The 21268-nt window shown below is 72.4% G+C and carries 18 protein-coding genes and 2 pseudogenes; 7 read left to right on the top strand and 13 right to left on the bottom strand.

All coding sequences use genetic code 11. The features are described 5' to 3' along the window. Positions 1 to 275: 275 nt before the first annotated feature. Entirely contained in the window at positions 276 to 962 is a 687-nt protein-coding gene (locus ACIQHQ_RS16510; RefSeq protein WP_402612606.1) for a class I SAM-dependent DNA methyltransferase, read from the top strand. A gap of 516 nt (positions 963 to 1478) precedes the next feature. Here the strand turns inward: ACIQHQ_RS16510 and ACIQHQ_RS16515 are convergent. From ACIQHQ_RS16515 to ACIQHQ_RS16530, 4 genes and pseudogenes are all read right to left on the bottom strand, one after another. Next, positions 1479 to 2537: pseudogene (locus ACIQHQ_RS16515) on the bottom strand (hypothetical protein); the annotation flags it as partial. A 47-nt stretch (positions 2538 to 2584) separates the two neighbouring features. Then, positions 2585 to 3523: an N-acetylneuraminate synthase family protein gene (locus tag ACIQHQ_RS16520; protein WP_402612608.1), complete on the bottom strand. Its 939-nt coding sequence runs from the start codon at positions 3521 to 3523 to the stop codon at positions 2585 to 2587. Positions 3524 to 3536: 13 nt separating this feature from the next. Next, a complete protein-coding gene (locus ACIQHQ_RS16525) occupies positions 3537 to 4814 on the bottom strand; it encodes a cytidylyltransferase domain-containing protein (RefSeq protein WP_402612609.1) in 1278 nt (425 codons plus the stop codon). A 35-nt stretch (positions 4815 to 4849) separates the two neighbouring features. Beyond that, entirely contained in the window at positions 4850 to 6220 is a 1371-nt protein-coding gene (locus ACIQHQ_RS16530) for a DUF6716 putative glycosyltransferase (RefSeq protein ID WP_402612611.1), read from the bottom strand. A gap of 198 nt (positions 6221 to 6418) precedes the next feature. Here ACIQHQ_RS16530 and ACIQHQ_RS16535 point away from each other — a divergent pair, with 198 nt between their 5' ends. The 4 genes from ACIQHQ_RS16535 (at position 6419) to ACIQHQ_RS16550 (ending at position 11049) form a co-directional block, all read left to right on the top strand. Next, a complete protein-coding gene (locus tag ACIQHQ_RS16535; protein ID WP_402612612.1) occupies positions 6419 to 7405 on the top strand; it encodes a glycosyltransferase family 2 protein in 987 nt (328 codons plus the stop codon). After that, positions 7405 to 8736 carry an alpha-2,8-polysialyltransferase family protein gene (locus ACIQHQ_RS16540; RefSeq protein WP_402612613.1) on the top strand — a complete coding sequence of 444 codons (1332 nt, stop codon included), beginning with the start codon at positions 7405 to 7407 and terminating at the stop codon, positions 8734 to 8736. The genes ACIQHQ_RS16535 and ACIQHQ_RS16540 overlap by 1 nt, the downstream gene beginning before the upstream one ends. A 177-nt stretch (positions 8737 to 8913) precedes the next feature. Continuing rightward, positions 8914 to 10068: an acyltransferase family protein gene (locus ACIQHQ_RS16545; RefSeq protein ID WP_402612615.1), complete on the top strand. Its 1155-nt coding sequence runs from the start codon at positions 8914 to 8916 to the stop codon at positions 10066 to 10068. A 63-nt stretch (positions 10069 to 10131) separates the two neighbouring features. Further along, positions 10132 to 11049, top strand: a complete 918-nt coding sequence (locus ACIQHQ_RS16550) for a class I SAM-dependent methyltransferase (RefSeq protein ID WP_402612616.1) — start codon at positions 10132 to 10134, stop codon at positions 11047 to 11049. 49 nt (positions 11050 to 11098) lie between these two features. On the opposite strand, the pseudogene ACIQHQ_RS16555 reads toward ACIQHQ_RS16550, so the two are convergent. The 3 genes and pseudogenes from ACIQHQ_RS16555 to ACIQHQ_RS16565 form a co-directional block, all read right to left on the bottom strand. After that, positions 11099 to 11309 (bottom strand): annotated as a pseudogene (locus ACIQHQ_RS16555) (hypothetical protein); the annotation flags it as partial. Positions 11310 to 11545: 236 nt separating this feature from the next. Then, positions 11546 to 12193: a leucine efflux protein LeuE gene (gene leuE, locus ACIQHQ_RS16560; protein ID WP_402612617.1), complete on the bottom strand. Its 648-nt coding sequence runs from the start codon at positions 12191 to 12193 to the stop codon at positions 11546 to 11548. A gap of 61 nt (positions 12194 to 12254) precedes the next feature. Beyond that, positions 12255 to 13835, bottom strand: a complete 1581-nt coding sequence (locus tag ACIQHQ_RS16565; RefSeq protein WP_402612618.1) for a methylmalonyl-CoA mutase — start codon at positions 13833 to 13835, stop codon at positions 12255 to 12257. A 143-nt stretch (positions 13836 to 13978) separates the two neighbouring features. On the opposite strand from ACIQHQ_RS16565, the gene ACIQHQ_RS16570 reads away from it, so the two are divergent. Beyond that, positions 13979 to 14833 carry a L,D-transpeptidase family protein gene (locus ACIQHQ_RS16570; protein ID WP_402612620.1) on the top strand — a complete coding sequence of 285 codons (855 nt, stop codon included), beginning with the start codon at positions 13979 to 13981 and terminating at the stop codon, positions 14831 to 14833. Between the two features lie 225 nt (positions 14834 to 15058). Here the strand turns inward: ACIQHQ_RS16570 and ACIQHQ_RS16575 are convergent, their stop codons facing one another. The 4 genes from ACIQHQ_RS16575 to ACIQHQ_RS16590 form a co-directional block, all read right to left on the bottom strand. Then, on the bottom strand, positions 15059 to 16069 hold the full coding sequence (locus tag ACIQHQ_RS16575; protein ID WP_402612623.1) for a hypothetical protein: 1011 nt from the start codon (positions 16067 to 16069) through the stop codon (positions 15059 to 15061). Then, positions 16069 to 16743 carry an RNA polymerase sigma factor gene (locus ACIQHQ_RS16580; RefSeq protein WP_402612625.1) on the bottom strand — a complete coding sequence of 225 codons (675 nt, stop codon included), beginning with the start codon at positions 16741 to 16743 and terminating at the stop codon, positions 16069 to 16071. Before ACIQHQ_RS16580 ends, ACIQHQ_RS16575 begins: the two co-directional genes overlap by 1 nt. A 386-nt stretch (positions 16744 to 17129) precedes the next feature. Next, on the bottom strand, positions 17130 to 17921 hold the full coding sequence (locus tag ACIQHQ_RS16585; RefSeq protein ID WP_402612627.1) for a hypothetical protein: 792 nt from the start codon (positions 17919 to 17921) through the stop codon (positions 17130 to 17132). Between the two features lie 156 nt (positions 17922 to 18077). After that, complete coding sequence (locus ACIQHQ_RS16590) at positions 18078 to 18695, bottom strand: RNA polymerase sigma factor (protein WP_402612629.1); 618 nt, start codon at positions 18693 to 18695, stop codon at positions 18078 to 18080. A 216-nt stretch (positions 18696 to 18911) separates the two neighbouring features. Between ACIQHQ_RS16590 and ACIQHQ_RS16595 the strand changes: the two genes are divergently transcribed. Continuing rightward, on the top strand, positions 18912 to 20078 hold the full coding sequence (locus ACIQHQ_RS16595) for a peptidoglycan recognition protein (RefSeq protein ID WP_402612630.1): 1167 nt from the start codon (positions 18912 to 18914) through the stop codon (positions 20076 to 20078). Between the two features lie 2 nt (positions 20079 to 20080). Here the strand turns inward: ACIQHQ_RS16595 and ACIQHQ_RS16600 are convergent, their stop codons facing one another. Together ACIQHQ_RS16600 and ACIQHQ_RS16605 are read right to left on the bottom strand one after the other, a co-directional pair. Further along, positions 20081 to 20476: a hypothetical protein gene (locus ACIQHQ_RS16600; protein ID WP_390987938.1), complete on the bottom strand. Its 396-nt coding sequence runs from the start codon at positions 20474 to 20476 to the stop codon at positions 20081 to 20083. Positions 20477 to 20630: 154 nt separating this feature from the next. Beyond that, positions 20631 to 21185, bottom strand: a complete 555-nt coding sequence (locus tag ACIQHQ_RS16605; RefSeq protein ID WP_402612631.1) for a hypothetical protein — start codon at positions 21183 to 21185, stop codon at positions 20631 to 20633. Between the last annotated feature and the right edge of the window lie 83 nt (positions 21186 to 21268).

A 21268-nucleotide genomic window follows, 5' to 3' on the forward strand; every position in this document is an offset into this window, starting at 1 on the left:
AGGGCGCCAAGGCGGTCGGCTGACCCTGGATCAACAAAACTTCAACCTGATAGGGGAGGAAAATATGACCGCCGGGCGCATAGCTGTCGAGTGGGATGGGTAAACTGGCCAGCCTTTTGGGCTGGACCGGGCCACCCATCCCCCGGAATGTGACTTCGATCACATCAGGCGTCACGACTCCGGTATCCATCCATCTTCTCCACGGATACCACGCCCTGCGCGGTGAACACGGGCTTGTTCATCTGCCGGACGCGCGCCTCCACTAGTGTGCGCCCGTGCGCGCCCCCGAGTTCTTACAGTTCACGCAGTCCTCGTACGACGCCATCGCCGAGGCCTATACCGCCGAGCACCCGGACAGCCTGGCCGGGAAACCGCTGGAGCAGGCGCTGCTCGCGGCCTTCGTGGATCTGGCCCGGGCCTCCGGAGGTGTCGAGCGGCCACCGGTCGCGGACATCGGCAGCGGCCCCGGGTACGTGACGGCGCGGCTGCACGAGGCCGGGCTGCCGGTGTTCGGGGTGGACGCCTCGCCCCGCATGGTGGCCCTGGCCCGCAAGGCCCACCCGGAGCTGCGGTTCCACGTCGGTTCGATGACGGCCCTGGACCTGCCGGACGAGACGCTCGGCGGCATCGTCGCGCTCTACTCGATCATCCACGTGCCGGACGATCACCTGCCGTCCGTCTTCGCCGGGTTCCACCGCGTCCTGCTGCCGGGCGCGCCCGTCCTGCTCGGCTTCCAGTCCGGAGGGGAGGACGGACACCAGCGCCTGACCGAGCGCTTCGGTCAGGAGATCTCGCTCGACTACTACTGGCGCACTCCGGACACCGTCGCCGGGCACCTCACGCGGGCGGGTCTGCACCTGTACGCGCGCGTCCTGCGCGAGCCGGAACCCGGGGAGAAGATGCCCCGCGCGTTCCTGCTGGCGCGCAAGCCGGTGGAGACCGGGGAGCCTGGCGCGGGCTAGGCAGACGGGGGTTGTGTCCGACGGGCCGGGCGGACCCGGTGCGTGCGGAGCCCGCCGACGGGCCTCCGCGCCCGCCGGGCTCCCCCTGGGAAGCCAGCCGTCTCAGCCGGCCGCCACCGCCCCGGCTGCCCCGGGCGGGGCGGTGAAGCTCGCCGTGCCCGCCGACTCCGTGGGGTCGGGCGGATGCGGCGGATTCTGCCGCAGCGATGCCGCCGGACCGGGCGGATGTGGCAGGTCCGACCGCAGCGGTGCCGCCGGACCGGGCGGATGCGGCAAGTCCGACCGCAGCGATGCCGCCGGACCGGGCGGATGCGGCGGGTCCGGCCGCAGCGGTGCCGCCGGACCGGGCGGATGCGGCAAGTCCGACCGCAGCGATGCCGCCGGACCGGGCGGATGCGGCGGGTCCGGCCGCAGCGGTGCCGCCGGACCGGGCGGATGCGGCAGGTCCGACCGCAGCGATGCCGCCGGACCGGGCGGATGCGGCGGGTCCGGCCGCAGCGGTGCCGCCGGATCGGGCGCGGACGTCGGAGGCAGCCGGTGGACGTCGCGGGCCGTGCCGGTGACCCCGGACAGGAAGCCCTGGGCCCGCGGAGAGGCGTGCTCGGTCAGCCAGGCCGGGTCGATGTCGCAGACCGCGACGCGGACCTCCGTGCCGGACAGGGCGAGGGGGAGGGTGTGGACGACCGTGGAGGGGAAGCTGAGGATCGTCCGGCCGATGGGGCCGCGGCGGGCGATCAGTTCGAGGGGGAGCTCGGGGCGGACGATCTCCAGGCCCGTCTCGACCGCGAGGCGGTGGAGCTTGTCCGTGCTCTCGCGGCGGTGGGCGAAGTAGCGGGTGGCGCCGTGGGCCCTGGCCAGGGCGCGGACGGCCTCCAGGTAGCGGCCGTCGTCCACGACACCGGTCTCCACCAGGGACGTGCCGACCATGTCGGCGCCCTTGGTGATGCGGGGCGGGCCGAAGCGGGACCGGGTCCAGGCGAAGGTGTTGGCGCCGAGCGTGACGCCCGCCGGTGTCTCCTCCATCGGCATGGAGGAGAAGATCGCGATGCGGCGGCGGTCGCCGGGGGTCAGCCGGCGCCGCGCCGAGGACGACACCGGTGCGAAGAGCACGTCCCGCGGGCCCGGGCGACCGCCCTTGCGGTGCCAGCGCACCAGTCGCTCGCCCCGGGCCAGCTGCCCGACGAACTCCATCGTCGCCGTGCCGTCGTCGACGACGACCAGGTCACGGGCGCGGGTGATCGTCAGCAGCAGCTGGACGTAGCGGGAGAAGGGGTCCCCCAGCACGATCCGGTGCGCCCTGCGGAGCAGGCCGCTCAGGCCGCCTATGGTCTGGAAGGGCGCCAGGGGCCCGCCGCGTGCTTCCTCCCAGCGGACCTGGTGCCCCTCGTCGCGGGCCAGGTCGGACATCCGCCGCAACTGGCCGCGCGTCATCGGGTCGACGGGCGACAGCACCACGAGGGTGAGCCCCGCGCCGGGGGCGTGCGCATGCGCCCACTCCAGCACGTTCAGCAGCTGTACCGGGCTCTCGACGAAGGCGAGAGTGTGGGGGCCGGCGTTCCCGGCGCGGGGGCTCATCGAGGTACGACCGTCCCGTCGTAAGGGGGGTGGTGTGGGTGGTGCGTTCAGACGCCGACCGGCTCGCCCGCGGCCGTGGCGATCTCCGCCTCGGCGACCACACCGCTGACGCGGCGCAGCTTCTTCATCGGGCCCAGCTCGGACTCGTAGACCTTCTTGACGCCGTCGCCGAGGGAGGCCTCGATGGTGCGGATGTCGCGGACGAGGCGCGTGAGGCCCTGCGGCTCCACGGACGCGGCCTGGTCGGAGCCCCACATGGCGCGGTCGAGGGTGATGTGGCGCTCGACGAAGGTGGCGCCCAGGGCGACCGCGGCGAGGGTGGTCTGCAGGCCGGTCTCGTGGCCGGAGTAGCCGATCGGGACGTTCGGGTACTCCTTCTCCAGCGTGTTGATCACACGGAGGTTGAGCTCCTCGGCCTTGGCCGGGTAGGTCGAGGTGGCGTGGCACATCAGGATGTTGTCGGAGCCGAGGACCTCGACCGCGTGGCGGATCTGCTTCGGCGTCGACATGCCGGTGGAGAGGATCACCGCGCGGCCGGTGGAGCGCAGGGCGCGCAGCAGCTCGTCGTCCGTGAGGGAGGCGGAGGCGACCTTGTGGGCCGGCACGTCGAACTTCTCCAGGAAGGCGACGGCCTCGGTGTCCCACGGGGAGGCGAACCAGTCGATGTTCTTCGACTTGCAGTAGTCGTCGATCGCGCGGTACTCGTCCTCGCCGAACTCCACGCGGTGGCGGTAGTCGATGTAGGTCATCCGGCCCCAGGGGGTGTCGCGCTCGATGTCCCACTGGTCGCGCGGGGTGCAGATCTCCGGGGTGCGCTTCTGGAACTTGACGGCGTCGCAGCCGGCCTCGGCGGCGGCGTCGATCAGCTTGAAGGCGTTCTCGAGCTCGCCGTTGTGGTTGATGCCGATCTCACCGCAGACGTAGACCGGACGGCCCGGGCCGACCTCGCGCGAACCGAACCGGCGGATACGGGAGTTGGTGCTCATGGCAGAGATGTCCTTACTTGGTGAGGGAATCGAGAGAGGGGCCGAGGATCCAGCTGGCGATCTCTCGGATCGCGCCGTCGCCACCGGGGACGGTGGTGACCGCGCGTGCGGCGCCGCGCACGACGTCGTGGGCGCTCGCGACCGCCACGGGCCAGCCCACGAGGGCGAAGCACGGGAGGTCATTGACGTCGTTGCCGACGTAGAGCACGCGCTCCGGCGCGATGCCCTGCTCCTCGCACCACTGCTTCAGCGCGAGGTCCTTGCGGTCGATGCCGTGCAGCACCGGGAGCTTGAGCTTCCGGGCCCGTGCGGCGACCACAGGGTTCTGTTCCGTGGACAGGATCAGCATCTTCACGCGACCGCTCGCACGGAGGGCCGCGATGCCGAGTCCGTCCCCGCGGTGCACGGAGACGAACTCCCGTCCCTCGGAGTCGATCAGCACCCGGTCGTCGGTCTGGGTGCCGTCGAAATCGAGGACGACCGCGTCGATGTCGTCGGCGGTCGGGAGGGCGCCGGGGCGGTTCGCGTCGAAGATCGGGGCGAGGGCCCGGGCGCGGGCGAGGTCGTGCGGGTCGTCGATCTCCAGCACGCGCGCGGGGTCCGTGCGGACCAGTTCGGTGCGGCCGAAGAAGCGGTGCTGGTGCTCGCGGAAGCCGGACGCCTCCATGGCGTAGGCGGCGCCGGTCTCCAGCAGGTCCTGGGGACGGTCCTGGCGGCGGGGCCGGAAGGACTTGTCGTGGTTGATGCCGTAGCCACCGCCGACGGCCGTGTCGGCCTCGGCGATGCCGCCGGCGGCGACCGTGTTCCCGGCGGCATCGGCGTCCCGCCAGATGAACCCGTGGAAGGGCGCCACGGTCACCGCGGTGTCGGCGCCGTTCTCGGCGATCGCGCCCGCCACCCCGTCGATGTCCTCGCGGACGATGAAGGGGCTGGTGCACTGCACGAGCAGGACCACGTCCACCGGCGCGCCGTGCAGGGCCTCGTGGGCGTCCATGGCGTGCAGGACGGCGGCCTCGGAGGTGGCGGTGTCCCCGGCGATGGCGGCGGGTCGCAGCACGACCTCGGCACCGGCCTGGCGGGCGGCGGCCGCGATGGCCTGGTCGTCGGTGGAGACCACGACGTCCGTCACGAGCCGCGCGGCCCGGCACTCGCGTACCGCCCGTGCCACCAGCGGGACGCCGCCGACGGGGAGGAGGTTCTTGGCGGGCACGCCCTTGGAGCCGCCGCGCGCGGGGATCACCGCGAGCACACGGCGCACCGAGGCGCCTCGGCCCGCTTCCGGGTGGGACATGGGGTCTACTCCTTGGGCAGGGGTCTCGGGGCGGCTCACAGCTCGCCCATCCGCCGGATGACGGGCGCCACGCGCTGCACGCCGTGCCGGTAGGCGCCGCGCGCCGCCCGGCGCACGATCTGCCGGACCGGTCCGGGCTCCTTGTCGGCGGCGGGCGCGCCGGGCAGCGGGGTGCCGTCCGGGCCGAGGTGGTGGCGGGCGAGGATCCCGGGCAGATAGCCGGGCGCGGTGACGGGGGTGTAGTACGGGGTCAGCGGGGGCATGCCGCCGGGCCGGTCGAGCAGCTCGGTGATGCGTTTGCGGGCCGCGTCGAAGGCGGAGTCGTACGAGCCGTCCGCCGCGACGCCCTGCCGGGAGACCCACTCCCCGTCGGGCGCGGGCCGGTGCCCGGCGTCGAGCTGGTCCCAGGAGGCGAGGCAGCCGGAGCCCACGAAGTGGTGGTTGCCGAGGGACTCGCGGATGCCGAGGTCGGTCAGTACGACGGTCGGGATGCGGCGGTGCAGCGACTCCAGGGCGGCCGTGGAGCTGACCGTCACCAGCAGGTCGGTGCGGTCCAGTACCTCGCCCATGTTCCCGTACACCAGGCGGAAGTTGGCGGGCGGATCGAGGCGCTGCACCAGCTTCTGGTACGGCAGCTCCTCGATGTGGGTGGTGTGTTCGCCCGGCTTGGAGCGCAGCTTGAGCAGCACCTCGCGCTCGGGGTGGCTGCGGGCGTGCCGCACCAGCCGGTCCAGCAGGTACGTACGGTCCCTGCGGTTGTCCGGGACGGAGGGCTGGGCCGCGAACACCACCGTGTAGGGCCTGCGCCCCTGCTTCCCGGAGGGGTCGTGGTCACCTTCGTAGGGAGCACCGCCGAGGAACGGCAGGGCCACCTCGGTCACCGCGGAGGCGTCGGCGCCGACCCCTTCGTAGACGGCGCGAAAACGGTCGGCGTCCTGGCGGGAGTTGGCGAGGACCAGGTCCGCGCCGTGCCGCAGCAGGAGGCCGTCGGCGAGCTTCTCGTAGACGACGCCGACGTAGCCCGTGACCACGACGGGCCGCTCGGTGCGGTTCTCCCACACCCGCGCCAGGCCGTGCAGCATCGCCTGCACACCGCCGCCGACCAGGGAGAGGACCAGGACGTCGTAGGACCCCTCGGCCATGGCACGCAGGAACTCGACGGCGGTGACCTCCCGCAGCGAGTCGGCGCGCACGCCCACTTCCTCCAGCTGGCGCGGGGTGGGCGTCGCCCGGCCGCGCAGCAGGAATCCGTCGAGGAGGGGGCCGGCTTGCGCGCCCTCGCGCGGTGCGGCTTCCATGGACGGTCGCGGGGCGATGCGGTCCGCGGTCAGCGCACCCCATTTCCATCGGGTGTCGGAGTCCGCCAGGACCGCGATTCGCGGGCGCTTCGGTGTACTTACTGGCACGCCGAAGACGCTAGGAAGCGAATCCTAGGTATGGCGGAACCGCGACTCAACGAAAAGTTAACAACAGCCCACTGAGAGCCGAACTGGCCTGCTGGAAGGCGGGAAGTACACGGGGTGCACCGTTCTGACACATTGAGTTCACCCGGTGTACCTCCCTCGGAAAGTTCCGCTGCCGGGCCGCCTCCTAACGTTTTGCGGGTGCCTAAGCTTTCCGTGATCGTGCCGTTCTACAACGTGCAGCAATATGCCCCGGACACCCTCAGAAGCCTGCGGTTGAACGCCGACCGCGATTTCGAGTTCATCCTGGTCGACGACCATTCGAAGGACGGAACTCCGGCCATTCTCGAACGAGCGGCCGAGGAGCTTTCGGATGTCGCCCGGGTGCGGTACATCCGCCACGAGCACAACGGCGGGCTCGCCACCGCGCGCAACACCGGCCTGGACGCCGCGCAGGGCGAGTACCTGACGTTCCTGGACGGTGACGACTGGCTGGCCCCCGGCTACCTCACCGAACTGGTGTCCGCGATGGACGACTTGGGGTGCGACTTCGTGCGCACCGACCATGTGCAGGCCACCGCGCGCGCCCGTTCCGTGCACCGGGTCCCGGTCGGCCGCCGCTGGGAGGCGTTCGACCCGAGGGAGGCGATCCTCCCCGCCCACCGCTCCACCTCCGTCGACTACGCGTACGCCTGGGCCGGCGCCTACCACCGGCGCCTCGTCGACAAGGGCGTGCTCCACTTCACCGACGGGCTGCGCACGGCCGAGGACCGGCCGTGGATCTGGAAGCTGCACCGTGAGGCGGAGTCGTTCGCCGTGGTGAGCCTGCTGGGCGTGTTCTACCGGCGCGGGGTCGCCTCGTCCCTGACGCAGATCGGTGATGTCCGCCAGCTCGACTTCATCCGTGCCTTCGACCAGGTGATCGAGGAGACGGCCGCGGACCGCGACGCCGACCGGCTGCTGCCCAAGGCGGTGCGGACCTACTGCGCGATCATCGCCCACCACCTCTCCAACGAAGACCGGTTCGAACCGGCCGTGGCCAGGCAGCTGCGGTCGATGAGCGCGGCGGCCATCAGGCGCATGCCGCAGGACGCACTCGCCGACGCCCTGGAGGCCATGGACATGGACCGCTCGTCCAAGCTGCGGCGGCTGCGGCGCCGGGTGACCACGACAGGAGCGGCCGCCTGATGCCCGGGACCACTCAGATCTTCTGCGCCTCGACGCTGTACGGCGTCGCCACCCTGGCCGCCGCGATCGACTCCGGCTTCTTCGAGGAGCCGGACCGCCGGGTGCTGCTGGTGTTCAACAACACCGCCACCCCGGAGACGGCTCCGGCCCTCGACGAGATGCCGGGCTTCGCGCCGCTGCGCGAGCACTTCGACGAGGTGCTGTCCTGGAACGAGGCCATCCGCCCCTTCCACCCGGGGGCGTGGGCGCCGCGCGCCGACGACATCCCCCTCTTCGAGCGCTATCTGCGGCTGCTGTGGGGCCTCGGCGACGACCGGGTGAGTCTGGTACTGGAGTCCATCCAGGTGGCGCCCGCCCTGACGGTGGCGCAGTTGTTCACCGACGCGCCCATCGACGTCTACGCCGACGGGCTGATGAGCTACGGCCCCACCCGCAACAAGCTCGACCCGCTGGTGGGCACGCGCGTGCGGCGGCTGCTGCACCTCGATCTGGTGCCGGGGCTCACGCCGATGCTGCTGACCGAGTTCGGCGTGCCGGCGCACCTGGTGCCGACGCCCGCCTTCCTGAAGGTGCTCGGCGAGGTCACCGAGACCGTGTCCGACCTGCCCGCCCTGCCCGGCGATTCGGCGCTGCTGCTCGGGCAGTACCTGTCCGCGCTGAACATCCTCTCCCCCGAGGAGGAGGAGGACCTGCACGTGCGGATGATGCGGGGGGCCGTCGCCCGCGGCCACCGCACGGTCGTCTTCAAACCGCACCCGACCGCACCGGCCCGTTACAGCCGCGCCCTGGAGGCCGAGGCCGAGCAGCTCGGTGTGGAGCTCACGGTGCTGGACACGCCGGTGCTCGCCGAGGTGCTGTTCGACCGGGCCCGGCCCGCGCTGGTCGTCGGCTGCTTCTCGACCGCGTTGTTCACGGCGTCCGTCTTCTACGACCTGCCGGTCGCCCGCATCGGCACCGAGCTGCTGCTGGAGCGGCTGACGCCGTACCAGAACAGCAACCGGGTTCCGACCACCCTGGCGGACGCGTTGCTGCCCGACCTGGAGAGCGGCAAGGACGGTGACCTCCTGCCGGCCGAGCGGCTGTCCGCGCTCCTCACGGCCCTCGGGTTCACCATGCAGCCGCAGATTTACCCGGATCTGCGCCCGCAGGCCGAGCAGTTCCTCGCCCGGCATCTCGGCCCGCGCACCCGGCGCTACTTCAAGAAGCGCCGTCTCACCGCGCTCGGGCTGCCCGGCGGCATTCCGCAGCGGCTGGCGTTCCTGCCGCGCAACTCCACGGCACGCCGGGTGGTCCGGCGGGCCCGGGCACTGCGCAAGGCGGTACGCCGCTGAGCCGGTCCGCCCGGCGTCCCGCCCTCCCCCGGCGACATCCAGATGAACCCATGGAGACCGGCGGGCGAAGCCTGTCGCCATCGAACGTCATTGCGTCAACTCTCGTCCTAGGGTGACAGGCGCCCGCCCACAGGCGGCTCAGGCAAAGGACATACGAGCCACACAGAGGTTTTCAGCGTGACCGAGACGGTCGTCAGCACCCGCAAGCCCCGGCCCGGCGTCGCCGTGCTGGTCGAACCGCCGGGCGCCACGACCGTCCCACGGCGCGGAAAGGACTCCGGCGGGCGGCTGCGCGCCCTCGACGGGCTGCGGCTGGTGGCCGCGCTGATGGTGGCGCTGTACCACTACGGCGGGCGCGGCGGTGAGGTCGCCCAGGCCTGGGGCACCTCACCGAGGGACCAGTTCCCGACCCTGCACTCCCTGTTCGCCTACGGCTGCCTCGGCGTCCAGGTCTTCTTCGTGATCAGCGGGTTCGTGATCTGCATGAGCGGCTGGGGCCGGCCCCTGAAGTCGTTCTTCGCCTCCCGCGCATCCCGGCTGCTGCCCGCCTACTGGGTGGCGGTGCTCATCGTCACGGCGGTGTTCGCGCTGCCCGTGGTGGCCTACGAGGCGGTCTCGCCCAGCGACGCCCTCGTCAACCTGACCATGCTGCAGATGCCGCTCGGCGTGGACCGGGTGCTCGGCGTGTGCTGGACCCTGTGGGCCGAGGTCCGCTTCTACGCCCTGTTCGCGCTGTGCGTGGTGCTGCCCGGGGCGAACCGCCGCCGGGTGATCATGTTCTGCGCGGGCTGGATGCTGGCGGCGGTGATCGCCGAGAACGCGAACACGCCGCTGCTCGACATCGTCCTGATGCCCGAGTACGCGCCCTTCTTCATCGGCGGCGTCGGCCTCTACCTCGTGCACCGCGACCGGCGGGACGTCTACGGGTGGGGCATCGTGGCCGTCAGCTGGCTGATCGGCCAGCACTACGCGGTGCAGGGACTCTGGCACGCCCCCGATCCGGAGGCCTTCTCCTACCGCTCCGCCTTCGGGATCATCGCCGTCGTGACGTTCGGCTTCGTGGCGGTCGCCGCGATCGCGCTGGGCCTGCTCAACCGGGTGAACTGGCGGTGGCTGACGGTCGCGGGGGCGCTGACGTACCCCTTCTACCTGGTCCACGAGCACCTCGGCTGGGTGGTGATCCACGCCCTGCACCGCGGTCTGGGACTTGCCTCCGGGGTGACGTTCACGCTGACGGTGGCGTCAATGCTGCTGCTGGCGTGGTTGCTGAACAAATATGTGGAAAAGCCGCTGACGCCCCGGCTGCGGGCGGCGCTGGCGAAGGCCCGCTGATCCGTTCACCGGACGTTCAACCGGTCGTCGGTTCGGGCAACGCTCAGAGAGAAGGCTCGTCTCATGACCAACGCACAAGCGACCGACACGCCCCCCGGCGAACTCGCCGACGTCCCCGGCTGGTTCCCGGCGCTGGACCAGATGCTGTTCACCTGGTTCCTGGAACGGCAGAAGACGGCCGGGATAAAGGGTGACCTGCTGGAACTCGGCGTCTACATGGGCAAGAGCGCGATCCTCCTCGGCCACCACCTCCAGGACGGCGAACGGTTCACCGTCTGCGACCTCTTCGAGGGCGACGCCCCCGACGGGGCCAACCAGGCGGAGGCGGCCAAGTCGTACGCCTCGCTGACGAAGCGGGCGTTCGAGCGGAACTACCTCTCCTTCCACGACACCCTGCCGACGGTGATCACCGGCCCCAGTTCCCTGGTGTCCGGGAAGGTGGCCCCCGGCACCTGCCGCTTCGTCCACATCGACGCCTCGCACCTGTACGAGCACGTGTACGGCGACATCGGCGCGGCCCACGATCTCCTGCTGCCCGAGGGCGTCGTCGTCCTCGACGACTTCCGTTCCGAGCACACCCCGGGTGTCTCGGTCGCCGCCTGGGAGGCCGTCCTCAACCGCGGCCTGCGCCCGATCTGCCTCAGCACGCAGAAGATGTACGCCACCTGGGGCGATCCCGAGCCGCTCCAGGAGGAACTGCTCCAGATGCTGCGGCAGCGCACGGACGTCGGGCTGAGCGTGCAGGAGGCGGCCGGGCACCGGCTGGTCCGGGCCCGTTCCAGGAGCATGAAGCCACCGTCCTTCCCGCGCTCACGGCACTACGTGGAGCCCGTGCCGGTGCAGGCCCGTCCCGAGGTCAGCGAGTCGCGTGCGGCGCGCCCGGCCCGTCCCGCCCCGTCCCGGGCCCGCCGGCTCGCCAAGGACCTGCTGCCGCCCCTGGTGACCCGGGCCGTGCGGCGGGCTCGCGCGAAACGGGCCTGACACTCCGGACGGCGTCATGAGACCCCGTAGCGCCCCCGATCCCCCCGATCATGAGGGTGGTCCCGTCCTTGAAGCGCCAGTCGAGGGCGGGCGCCTTCACATCCAGTTCCCGGGCGATGGCGCCCAAGGCCGGGCCGTCCAGGCCGGTCTCGTTCAGCGGCTGGCGAAGAAGCCCTGCGTCGGCCGCCAGCGGCCGCAGCGCGGTGTCCGCGACCCGTGGCGGTCCCGGGCTCGCGTCGTTCCGTACTGACAGCTGACAACGCAACACCGTCAAGGACGCCTTCCGCGGCCCGCACTGGACCCTGTCGGCCCCGGGGGACGTCCAGGCGCCCCGGAACTCGACGGGCAGGCGCGCCTCGTCCGGACCCGGCACCCGGGACGTACGGGCCCGGCCTGTACCTCGTCCGCCCCGACGGCTACGTCGGCCGGGCGGACGACACGGCGGCCTCACTCCCGGACTACCCGGCCCGCTTCGGCCGGTGCCAGGGCCCTTGCCCTACGAACTCGCCAGGGACAGCTTCACCGCGAAGCCCAGGAACAGCGCGCCCGCAGCCGAGGTCGCCCCCGCCGACAGGCGCCTGCGGCGGCGGAAGACGGCGGCCAGCCGGGTGCCGCCGAAGATCAGCGCGCTCAGGTAGAGCACACTGGCGAGCTGGGCGAGGGTGCCGAGGACGACGAACGACAAGGCGGGATGGGCGTACTGCGGATCCACGAACTGCACGAAGAAGGCGACGAAGAACAGGATCGCCTTGGGGTTGAACAGGCTGACGACGAAGGCACGGCGGAAGGGCCGCTCCTCGGGGGGCGCGGGAGCCTCACCGTCGGCGGTCCGCTCGGCACGCGTCCGCCACATGCCCCACGCGGCCCGCAGCATGCCGATGGCCAGCCACGTCAGATATCCGGCCCCCGCGTACTTCACCACGGCGAACAGCACGGCGTTCGCCTGCAGCAGCGAGGCGACCCCGGCCGCGGACAGCGTCATCAGCACCGCGTCACCGCACCAGACGCCGGCGGAGGCGGTGTACCCGGCACGCACCCCGCGTCGGGCGGCCACGGACAGCACGTACAGCGAGTTGGGGCCGGGCAGCAGAATGATCAGGACGAGGCCCGCCAGGTACGTGGGCAGATCGACGACACCGAACATGCGAAGGAGTGTCGCACGCGCGTCCGGCAGCCGGGTAGGACGTACGGGAGCTCCCCGCCGGTCAGAAGGCGTCCGACGGGACGTGTGTCCCCCACACCTCGCGCAGTGCGTTGCAGACCTCGCCGACGGTGGCCCGGGCGCGCAGGGCCTCCTTCATCGGGTGGAGGACATTGTCGTCGCCTTCGGCGGCCTTCTTCATCGCGGCCAGCGCGGTGTCGACGGCCGGCTGGTCGCGTTCGGCGCGCAGCGCGGCCAGGCGCTCGGCCTGGCGGGCCTCGATGGCGGGGTCGACGCGCAGGGGTTCGTAGGGTTCTTCCTCGTCGAGACGGAAGCGGTTGACGCCGACCACGACCCGTTCGCCGGAGTCGGTCTGCTGGGCGATGCGGTAGGCGTTGCGTTCGATCTCGTTCTTCTGGAAGCCCCGCTCGATGGCCTCGACGGCGCCGCCCAGTTCCTCGATCTTGGTCATCAGCTCCACGGCGGCGGCCTCGACGTCGTCGGTCATCGTCTCGACGGCGTAGGACCCGGCGAAGGGGTCGACGGTGGCGGTGACGTCGGTTTCGTGGGCGAGGACCTGCTGGGTGCGCAACGCCAGGCGCGCGGACTTGTCGGTGGGCAGGGCGATGGCCTCGTCGAAGGAGTTGGTGTGCAGCGACTGCGTGCCGCCCAGCACCGCCGCCAGGCCCTGCACCGCCACCCGGACCAGGTTCAGCTCCGGCTGCTGGGCCGTCAGCTGCACCCCGGCCGTCTGCGTGTGGAAACGCAGCATCAGCGATTTCGGGTTCGTCGCGCCGAACTCCTCGCGCATCACCCTCGCCCAGATACGTCGTGCGGCACGGAACTTGGCGACCTCCTCCAGGATCGTGGTGCGGGCCACGAAGAAGAACGACAACCGCGGCGCGAAGTCGTCGACGTCCATACCGGCCGCGACCGCCGTCCGCACGTACTCGATGCCGTCGGCCAGGGTGAAAGCGATCTCCTGTGCGGGCGACGCCCCCGCCTCCGCCATGTGGTAGCCGGAGATCGAGATGGTGTTCCACCTCGGGATCTCGGCCCGGCAGTACTTGAAGATGTCCGCGATCAGCCGCAGCGACGGCTTGGGCGGGAAGATGTACGTCCCGCGCGCGATGTACTCCTTCAGCACGTCGTTCTGGATGGTCCCGGTCAGCCGATCCGCGCTGACGCCCTGCTCCTCCGCGACGAGCTGGTACATCAGCAGCAGCAGAGCCGCCGGTGCGTTGATCGTCATCGATGTCGACACCTGATCCAGCGGAATCCCGCCGAACAGCACCCGCATGTCCTCGACCGAGTCGACCGCCACCCCCACCTTGCCGACCTCACCGTGCGCGATCGGAGCATCGGAGTCATGGCCCATCTGCGTGGGCAGGTCGAACGCCACCGACAGACCCGTCGTCCCGTGCGCGATCAGCTGCCGGTAACGGGCATTGGACTCCGCCGCCGTTCCGAACCCCGCGTACTGGCGCATCGTCCACGGACGGCCCGTGTACATCGACGGATACACACCCCGCGTGTACGGGTACGCCCCCGGCTCCCCCAGCCTCTCCGCCGGATCCCAGCCCTCGAGGGCCCCCGGCCCGTAGACCGGCTCGATGGGCAGTCCGGACTCCGACTCACGCGCCATGGTGGCTTGCCTCCCGCAGAGCAGTGACCTCGCTCACCACCATGCCCCCTGGTTCGCGGCGGGTCACGCCCGGGGAAGCATCTCAGGTGACATCCGGGTGGACCGGTGAGACGAGCGGGGGGGGCCGTGTGCGTACTACGGGCATGGGGAGAGCGTTCGCAGCGGGACTCGCCGTGGTGGGGGCGCTGACCGGCTGCACGGTGCAGGCTCCCGACGGCGAGGAAAAGGGCCGCTCGCCGGTGCACATCGAGCTGCCCGGCACCCCGTCCCCGGCCCGCACGGCGGCCGGCGGAGACAGCGACGGCGACGGACCGAGCGCCGCGCCACCGTCCGGCGACGACAAGCCCGGTGCCGCCCCGGCCCCGCCTCGCGTGCTGTGGTCCCGCGGTGACACCGGCCGGGACGTCCGGGAGCTCCAGGCCAGGCTGCGGCAGGTCGCCTGGCTGTTCGAGGGGCCGACCGGGACGTACGACGAGCCGACGGAGCGGGCGGTCAGCGGCTTCCAGGGCAAGCGCGGGCTGCCGCGCACCGGGAAGGCCGACGCCGTCACCTGGCAGCGGCTGCTGCGCATGACGCGGGAGCCGGGCCGCTGGGATCTGTATCTGATGGGTGGCCAGCCGGCCGACCCGCCGGACGCGCGCTGCCGAACGGGCCGGGTGCTGTGCATCGACAAGACCAGCCGGACGTTGCGCTGGATGGTCGACGGGCGGACGGTGTCGACGATGGCGGTCCGCTTCGGCTCGCAGTACACGCCGACCCGGGAGGGCGTCTTCTCCGTCTACTGGAAGTCCCGCGACCACGTCTCGACGCTCTACGACTCGCCCATGCCGTACGCGATGTTCTTCAGCGGCGGCCAGGCCGTGCACTTCTCGGCGGACTTCGCCGCCCGGGGCTACGCGGGCGCCTCGCACGGCTGCGTCAACGTACGGGACGAGGCGGCGATCGCCGGGCTGTTCGCGCAGGTCCGCGTCGGCGACAGAGTCGTCGTGTCCTGGTGACGGCGGAAGCGGGGGTAAGGGGCGCGGGCGGGACCGGGGGAACGTGTCCCGCCCGCGCTCAGGTGCACGAGCCGTAGGTACGGGGGGAACCCCGGCTCTGTGCGACGGCCGATGACCAGTCGGCTCACTCATTACTGCGCCGGGGCGGCCGAAAACGTCACACCCTCGGCGAGGAGTTTTCCGCAGCACGCGAAACAGCAGGTCACAGCGGTGTCAGGGGGTCGGTCACCGGCCGCGGTCCGCGTCGCCCTTGTCGCTCTTCTTCCCGCCCTGCTCGCCTGCCTGCTTGCCGGCCTTCCGGTCGGCCTTGTCCGGCCCGCGGTCCTGGCCGCGGTCGTGGTCGCCGCTCCGGCCCGCGCCCTTGCCCCTGCCGTTGCCGTTGTGCCGGCCCTGGTCCGGGTGCTCGTCGCTCCTTTGCTGCCCCGAGCGGGGGTCGGCCGAGGACAGGACGCCCTCGCAGTACTTCCACACCCGCGCACCACCCGCCGCGTCCCGCAGGACGCGCCTGCGGTCGGCGTCCAGCGGCTTGCCGTCGCGCAGGTCACGGCAGGCGGAGGCGATCGTGCCGTGACCGTCGTCGGGGCGGTCCGCCCGGTCGCCGGAGTCGGGCTTCCGGCCCGCTTCCGGCTCATCGCGTCCCTGGGCGTCCGCCCCGCCCGTCGAGCTCCCCTCCTGGACGTCCCCGGGGGTGGTTCCGCGCTGCGCGCCATCGCTCGGCGAGGGCGACACCAGCGGGCGTTCGGGAGGAGTGACGTCGGCCGGGAGGGAGGCGCCGGGGGCGGGTTCGTCGCCGCCGAACGGTGCCCTCAGGACTCCGGTTCCGGCCGCGACGGCGACCCCGCCGACCATGCCCACGGCCAGCACGGCGGCCAGGGCCAGACGCGCGGTACGGGCCCGGCGAGGCCGCCGGGCGGTGCCGGTGCCGCCGTCGCCCGGGCTCCCGATCCGGACCAGTCCGGCGTCGGTGACCCCGGGCGCGTCCCGACCGCCGGTGGCCGCACGGCCCGCGACCGCGTCGGCGCGTTCCGCGCGGGCCTTGCGGAACGCGGCCACCGCCGCGGCCTCACCGGGGAGTTCATCGCTGGTCAGCGGGGGTGTGGCGGACAGGGCACCGAGGGTCCTGACGAGGTGTTCGGCCTGGTCGCGGGCGGCGCCGTCAACAGCTTCGAGTGGCTCTCCGCTCAGCAAACGCTCCGCCGTTTCGCGGTCCAGCCACCTGTACTGCTCGTCGGCCATCACACACCCTTCTGCGTCCGCGTAACGCTGTGCGTCACACCTGCGGACGTCACGGCACCGCCGCGCGGTTCTCTCTGGGGCGGCAGGGCGTCGAGCACCCCGGCCGATTCCGGATCGGCCTGCGGATCGTCGCCGAGCAGTTCGGCGAGCCGCTTCAGGCCCCGGTGCGCCGCCGTGCGGACCGCGCCCGGGCGCTTGCCGAGCGTCTCGGCGGCGGTCTTCGCGTCGAGCCCCACCACCACGCGCAGCACGACCGCCTCGGCCTGGTCCTGGGGCAGCCGGGAGATCAGGGAGAACGTGCCGTCGGTGGCGAGCGCCTCGATGGCCTCGCCGGCGGTGTCGGACTCGGCGGCGCGGCCGGTCAGCTCGGTCTCGTCTCCGCCGATCGCGGGCCGGCGCCCGCGCATGCGTATGTGGTCCAGCGCGCGGTTGCGGGCGATCCGGGCGGCCCAGCCGCGGAACCGGTCCGCGTCGCCGGTGAACCGCTCCATGTCGCGGGCTATCTGAAGCCACGCCTCGGACGTCACGTCCTCGGCGTCGGGGTCGCCGACCAGCGTCCGTACGTACCCGAGCAGCCGCGGATGCACGGTGCGGTACACAGTCCGGAAGGCGTTTTCGTCTCCGTCCTGTGCCGCGCGCACCGCGGCGGTCAGCTCCGCGTCGTCCCCCAGCACCGCGCGCCCTTCTGCGCCTGAGCCGGCGCCGCTTTCGCGGACCGGGTTCTCGCCGTCGTGTGGTTGCTCAATTGGTGGTTGCGGTTACAAGGCCGCAGGTGGTTGCGGTGGTCTTGCCGCCTTCGCCGTTGGCGCGAATGGCACGTTACGACCTGAAACCAGTCCCCGTCCATGTCCGTCCGGGATGCAACTAAGCCGTGACGCGGCGGGGTGTGACAGAAAACGCACACCGGGCGCTGTAGGGAGTACGGGCCGCCGCGCGGCCCGTGCCGTGCGACGGCCGGGGCCTCTCCTGTGGGGGGTGGCGGCTCCGGCCGTTGCCATGGCGGCTACCGCCGGGTCCGCGGCACCGCTGAGCGGTGACGACCGGCGCTCGCGGAAATCCCTTACTGATGACGGCCCTTGGGCTGGGAGCGCTTGGGGTCGCTCCGGTTCTGGCCCGTTCCGTTGCCCGACTCGCCGCTCCCGGCGTTGTCCGGCTGGACCGCCCCGCCGTCGCCCGCGGTGGAGGAGCCGCCGCCCCGGTCGGGATCGCCGTTCCCGGAGCCACCGCTCCCGCCCTTCGGCTCGGTCGATTGTCCGGCGCAGTACGCCGTGACGTTCCTCTCACCGCCCGCGGCGGTCACCAGACGCTGCCAGGCCGTCGCGTCCATGGCCTCGCCGCGCCCCCCGGCCCGCTCGTAGGCGCGGCAGCGGACTTCGTCGTCCTGCGCGGGGGACGGCCGGCCGGGGCGGGCCGGGGCCGAGCCGGTGCCGGAGCCGGGGCTGTGGCCACCACGGGGAGGCTTCCCGGCCGGGTCGTGCGGGGCGCTGCTCGGGGCGGGCTTGCGGCCGGGGGCGTGGGTGGTGCCCTTCTCCGGCGACCCCGCCGCACCGATCGCCGCCACGGCGACACCGCCCAGCGTGAGACTGGCGAACAGGACCGAGAGCGTGGTCTTCAGGGACCGGCCCAGGTGCCGCCGCTCCCCGGACCGCCAGTCGTCCCGGCGGTGACCGCGGGTGCGCAGGGCTCCGGCGTCCCGGGCGGCCCGGAAGGCGGCCACGGCCCGCTGCTCGGCCTCGGCGTCCACACCGTCCCTGATGAGGGAGGCGATGAGCAGCGCCTCGACATCGCAGTCCAGGAGGGTGTGACGGGAACCACGGCCGGACAGCCCGCCGCCGCTCTGCCGTTCACCCATGTCCGTATCCGTCCCTGCTCGATCCGATCGATCCGTCCACCCCGGTGGCGCCGGCCGGGCCACCAGGTCCCACCAGTACGTCCCGCCGGTCCGCCCTGTTCAGGGCGGACGGCCCGGGCGACCCGCCCGGACCGTGAGCGAAACCGCCGGTTCCGCTCATGTCGACTCACCCAGCGTCCGGGGGGCCTCATCCGTCACACTCTCCGCGCCCAGCTGCCCGGCGAGGCGTTTCAAACCCCGGTAGGCGGCCGTGCGGACCGCACCCGGCCGCTTGCCCAGGACCCGCGCGGCGGCCGGGCCGTCGAGGCCGACCACGACACGCAGCAGCACGGCCTCGGCCTGGTCGCGCGGCAGCCCCCGGACCAGCTGCATGGCGCGCTCGGTGGACATGGCCTCCAGCGCCTGGTCGTGCGTGCTCTGCGGCCCGGGCAGTTCCAGGACGTCCTGCTCCAGCGCGGACGACCGGGGCCGTACCCGTTGCCGGCGCAGGTGGTCCAGCGCCCGGTGCCGGGCGATGGTCGCCGTCCAGCCCCGGAAGCCGGCCCCGTCGCCCCGGAACCGGCCGAGGTCCCGGGCGATCTCCAGCCAGGCGTCGGACGCCACGTCCTCCGCGTCGTCGCCGACCAGGCCGCGCAGGTAGCCGAGCAGCCCGGGCTGCACGAACCGGTAGGCGACCGCGAAGGCCGCCTCGTCACCCTGCTGGGCCCGCGCGACGGCCGCGCCCAGTTCCCCGTCGTACGCCTGCCCGCGCCGGGGTTCCGCTCCCTGACCCAAGTACCGTCCTCGTCCGTGCCGAGTGCGCGCCCTCCCACGGTGATCAGCGCCGGTCCGCGCGGAAGTGTCACAGGGCGCCGGATGCCGGGGGCCCACGACCGTTCGGGTCAACCCGGCCCGCCGTCCTCGGGAGCCCGGCCCCGGGGAGGTTTCGGCCGAGTTGACCACCGGGGAGCTCTGCTCGCGATGCAACCGCCCACGAAAGGCGAGCGCCGTATGACACCCCGCCTCCTGCGCACCGCCGTCGCCACCGTCCTTGCCCTCGGTGCCCTCGGCCTGAACCAGCCCGCCCGGGCCTCCTCCTCGGACGGTGTGCACACCGTCCGCGTGCCGGACGGCGACCCGCACGAGCGGTCCCTCGCCCCGCGCACCACCGAACCGTTCAGTCTGGTCGGGGTCACCTGGGACGACCCGGACGCGACGCTGGAGGGCACCGCACAGGTGCGCACCCGCTCGCGCGAGAGCGGCGCCTGGAGCACGTGGCGGCCTCTGGAGACCGACGCCCGTACGCCGGAGATCGGCCCCGACCGTGACCGGGCCGGGGTGCGCGGCAGCACCCAGCCGCTGTGGACCGGGCCCTCGGACGGCGTTCAGGTGCGGATCTCGGGCTCGCGCCTGCCGGAGGGGCTGCGCGTCGAACTGGTCGACCCCGAGGCCGGGTCCGGCACCGTGCACACCGCGGCCGTCGAGCCGGACGCGGTCGGGCCGGCCGCCGGTCCGCTCTCCGCCGAGCGGCCCGTCGTGACCTCTCGCTCCTCCTGGGGCGCTGACGAGTTGCTGGTGAAGGATCCGCCCACCTACACCGGTGGCACCCGGGCGATGTTCGTCCACCACACGGCGGGCACCAACGACTACGCGTGCTCCGCGTCGGCGTCGATCGTGCGCGGCGTCTTCCTCTACCACGTGAAGAGCAACGGCTGGAACGACATCGGCTACCACTTCCTCGTCGACAAGTGCGGCACCGTCTTCGAGGGCCGTGCGGGCGGCATCGACAAGCCCGTCCTCGGCGCGCACACCTACGGGTTCAACACCGCCACCAGCAGCGTCTCGGTGCTCGGCGACTACTCCACCGCCGCCACCAACGCCGCGGTGCGCCAGTCGGTCGCGAAGGTCGCGGCCTGGAAGCTCGGCCTCTACGGCATCGACCCGACCGGGACGGTCGTGCTGACCTCCGGTGCCGACAACGGCAAGTACAAGCTGGGCCAGAAGGTCACGTTCTCCCGCATCTCCGGCCACCGCGACGGCTACCCGACCGCGTGCCCCGGGCAGCACCTCTACGGCGTTCTGCCCGAGATCCGCACCTTGGCCGCGAACGCCGGCAGGTCCGCCGTGACTGCCCAGGAGCCACCGGGACTCCGGGACGAGGTCGTGCCCGCGCGCTGACGCTATCGCCGGGGCGCCGCTCTGCCCGCGTCCCGGCACAGCAGCCGCAGCGATCCATGGCCCGCGTAGCAGCGGCGGGCCTCCTCGATGGGGTCCCACAGGCGTCCGTCGGGGGTGCGGATCCAGTGGTCGCCGCCGGTCGCCCACCACTCGGCGCCCGTCTGACGCGCCATCACCTCACCTGCGTAGGCGCCGAAGCCGCGCAGTACCTCCTGGACGGCGGCGTCGGGCGCTCCCTCCCGCCGTATCCCCTCGATCATCCGGTCGATGCTCCACAGGCTCTGCGCCGAGTAGTCGAGGCGCAGCCGTGCTCCCTCGCGCATCGTCGCCACCGTGTCCGCCGCCCACCGCAGCGGCTTGGCAGCCGCCGATGGCCTGGTCTCCGCTTGAGTCGTCACATCCCGGAAAGCGCTGCGGCGAAGCGTTTCGTCACCCGGAATCGGCGGCTCCCCCGAAGCGGCGCAGGACCGCCCCACCTCGCTCAAGGGACAGTCACAGGACTCTTCCAGAAAGCGGGTTTAGGCCGGTCGGGGCCGTCTGCCGAGGGGATCTTCAGCCCTGCCGGCGGTTCCGGCGGGACACCACCGCGCGCAGCACCCGACGTCCCTCGACCGACACCTCCAGCGCCCGGCGCAGACCGGCCGGGCCATGTCCGGCCAGTACCTCCAGGACGGTGATCTGGCGGCGCAGTTCGGCGGCGACGAGAGGTGACATGCCCTCCGTCCGGCCCTCGCGGCGGGAGTCGACGGACGAGGCCTCGTCCTCGGCGGTGTCCAAGAGCCGGTGGATCTGGAGGGAGGCGACGGAGCAGGCGTCGGCCCACGCCCGCACTCCGGCGGCGGACCGCTCGGCGGGAGCGGCCTGGAGCATCCGGTGGGCGAGCACGGCCGCCTCGTCGCCCGGGCCGACCGCGTCCAGCTTGCCGCGCACCTGCTCCAGCCGTTCGCCCCACTCACCGGCGTCCGCGCCGTCACCGAGGCTCGCCCACACCGGCCGCAGGATCTCGTCGTCACCGCCCAGCAGGGGCACGCACCGATCCAAACAAGCCAGCCCGCTCGCGGCCAGCCCGCGTTCGTCGGCCTGTGCGATCAACTCCACCAGGCTCATCCAGGTCTCCCTCCACAGGCCGTCCCAGGGGCCCGATCAGGCCGCTATCGGCCTTCACCCCTCACGGAACCCGCACTTCCCCT

Source organism: Streptomyces sp. NPDC092370, from assembly GCF_044755265.1.
Classification (GTDB): domain Bacteria; phylum Actinomycetota; class Actinomycetes; order Streptomycetales; family Streptomycetaceae; genus Streptomyces.

What these genes read in the sequence shown, in the direction of transcription:
- ACIQHQ_RS16550 (WP_402612616.1), top strand. Translation starts at nt 10,132, where the DNA reads ATGACCAACGCACAAGCGACCGACACGCCCCCCGGCGAACTCGCCGAC.
- ACIQHQ_RS16540 (WP_402612613.1), top strand. Translation starts at nt 7,405, where the DNA reads ATGCCCGGGACCACTCAGATCTTCTGCGCCTCGACGCTGTACGGCGTC.
- ACIQHQ_RS16525 (WP_402612609.1), bottom strand. Translation starts at nt 4,814, where the DNA reads ATGTCCCACCCGGAAGCGGGCCGAGGCGCCTCGGTGCGCCGTGTGCTC.
- ACIQHQ_RS16565 (WP_402612618.1), bottom strand. Translation starts at nt 13,835, where the DNA reads ATGGCGCGTGAGTCGGAGTCCGGACTGCCCATCGAGCCGGTCTACGGG.
- ACIQHQ_RS16585 (WP_402612627.1), bottom strand. Translation starts at nt 17,921, where the DNA reads ATGGGTGAACGGCAGAGCGGCGGCGGGCTGTCCGGCCGTGGTTCCCGT.
- ACIQHQ_RS16570 (WP_402612620.1), top strand. Translation starts at nt 13,979, where the DNA reads ATGGGGAGAGCGTTCGCAGCGGGACTCGCCGTGGTGGGGGCGCTGACC.
- ACIQHQ_RS16575 (WP_402612623.1), bottom strand. Translation starts at nt 16,069, where the DNA reads ATGGCCGACGAGCAGTACAGGTGGCTGGACCGCGAAACGGCGGAGCGT.
- ACIQHQ_RS16520 (WP_402612608.1), bottom strand. Translation starts at nt 3,523, where the DNA reads ATGAGCACCAACTCCCGTATCCGCCGGTTCGGTTCGCGCGAGGTCGGC.
- ACIQHQ_RS16605 (WP_402612631.1), bottom strand. Translation starts at nt 21,185, where the DNA reads ATGAGCCTGGTGGAGTTGATCGCACAGGCCGACGAACGCGGGCTGGCC.
- leuE (WP_402612617.1), bottom strand. Translation starts at nt 12,193, where the DNA reads ATGTTCGGTGTCGTCGATCTGCCCACGTACCTGGCGGGCCTCGTCCTG.
- ACIQHQ_RS16595 (WP_402612630.1), top strand. Translation starts at nt 18,912, where the DNA reads ATGACACCCCGCCTCCTGCGCACCGCCGTCGCCACCGTCCTTGCCCTC.